2 protein-coding genes are annotated in these 1,057 nt (G+C 73.0%); both read right to left on the reverse strand.

The window, feature by feature from the left end; all coding sequences use genetic code 11:
• Positions 1–658: hypothetical protein (locus AC01Y6_RS10470; RefSeq protein WP_476671463.1), on the reverse strand; the 658-nt coding region annotated here is incomplete at its 3' end.
• Between the two features lie 8 nt (positions 659–666).
• Positions 667–972: a helix-turn-helix transcriptional regulator gene (locus AC01Y6_RS10475; RefSeq protein ID WP_476671464.1), complete on the reverse strand. Its 306-nt coding sequence runs from the start codon at positions 970–972 to the stop codon at positions 667–669.
• Positions 973–1,057: the final 85 nt, after the last annotated feature.

The following is a 1,057-nucleotide window of genomic DNA, read 5'->3' on the forward strand; positions in this document are numbered from 1 at the left end:
CCTTCCTGGGCGGGGGCGCCTCCCTCTTCCGGGGCTCCGGGGGGCTTTCGGGCTCGGGCGGGGCGGGCCTTCGCGCCTCCTTCGGCGCGGGCCCCTTCCGCCTCCCCTCCAGGTGGGGGTTCCGGTCCCCCTCTATGGGCTCGGGGAGGGGCCTCTCCCCCTTCCGGGCCAGGGCCCACTTCCCCAGGGGGAAGGCCCGCTCGGCGAGGAGCCTCCCCCCCCGCAGGGCCCCCTCAAAGCGGTAGGCCTTCTTGGGCTCCAGGAAGGCGGTGAAGCCCCGGGCCCGGACCAGGGTGAGCCGGAAGGCCTCCCCGCTCTTGGGCTGGACGAGGACCACGAACCTCCGCCCGTCGGCGTGGAGGAGGAGGCCGTGGACCACGAGCTCCGGCCCCTCCAGGGGGCGCTTGAGCTTGGTGGCCGCCTGGGCCAGGACGAGCCTCCCCTCCCCGTCCGTCCTGGGCCAGAGGCCGAAGACCCCCTCCCCCCGGTGCTCCTCGGGCTGGGTGAGGGCGTACCCCGCCACCTCCACCCGGCACCCCCGGGGAAGGCGGGGGCTGGAGAAGCCCTCCTCCCCCAGGCTCCCCTCCAGGAAGAGGGTGGCCTGGTGGGGGATGTGGGGCCCGCGCCTCTCCTTGGTGGCCTCTCGCGCCTCCTCCACCCTCCCTCCTAGAGGCCGAAGCGCCTGAGCACCTCCCGGGCCCGGTCCACCACGCTCTTCCCCGTCCCCTCGGGCCTCTCCTCCTCCAGGGAGCGGAGGAAGGCCAGGAGGCTCTCCCTGGTGATGCGGGCCGAGCGGGGGGTGGGGTGGACCCGCCGGAGCTTGCCCTCCGCCACCAGCTTGAAGATGGTTCGGCGGGAGAGGCCGAGGGCCCTCGCCACCTCCTGGTAGGTGAGGAGGAGCTTCCCCTCCAGGGGGTCCCGGACCTCCGCCCTGGCCTCCTCGCCCTCCGGTTTCAGGGCGTCCCTGGGCATGCCCACATGTTAGAGGCTGTCGTAAAAGGGTGGTATCCTTAAGGGGTGACTCTTAGACGATCTTACCCCAGCGACCTCAGCGATG

It is taken from the genome of Thermus sp. (assembly GCF_056332225.1).

Coding starts and splice junctions, on each gene's coding strand:
- AC01Y6_RS10475 (WP_476671464.1), bottom strand. CDS start 972: ATGCCCAGGGACGCCCTGAAACCGGAGGGCGAGGAGGCCAGGGCGGAG.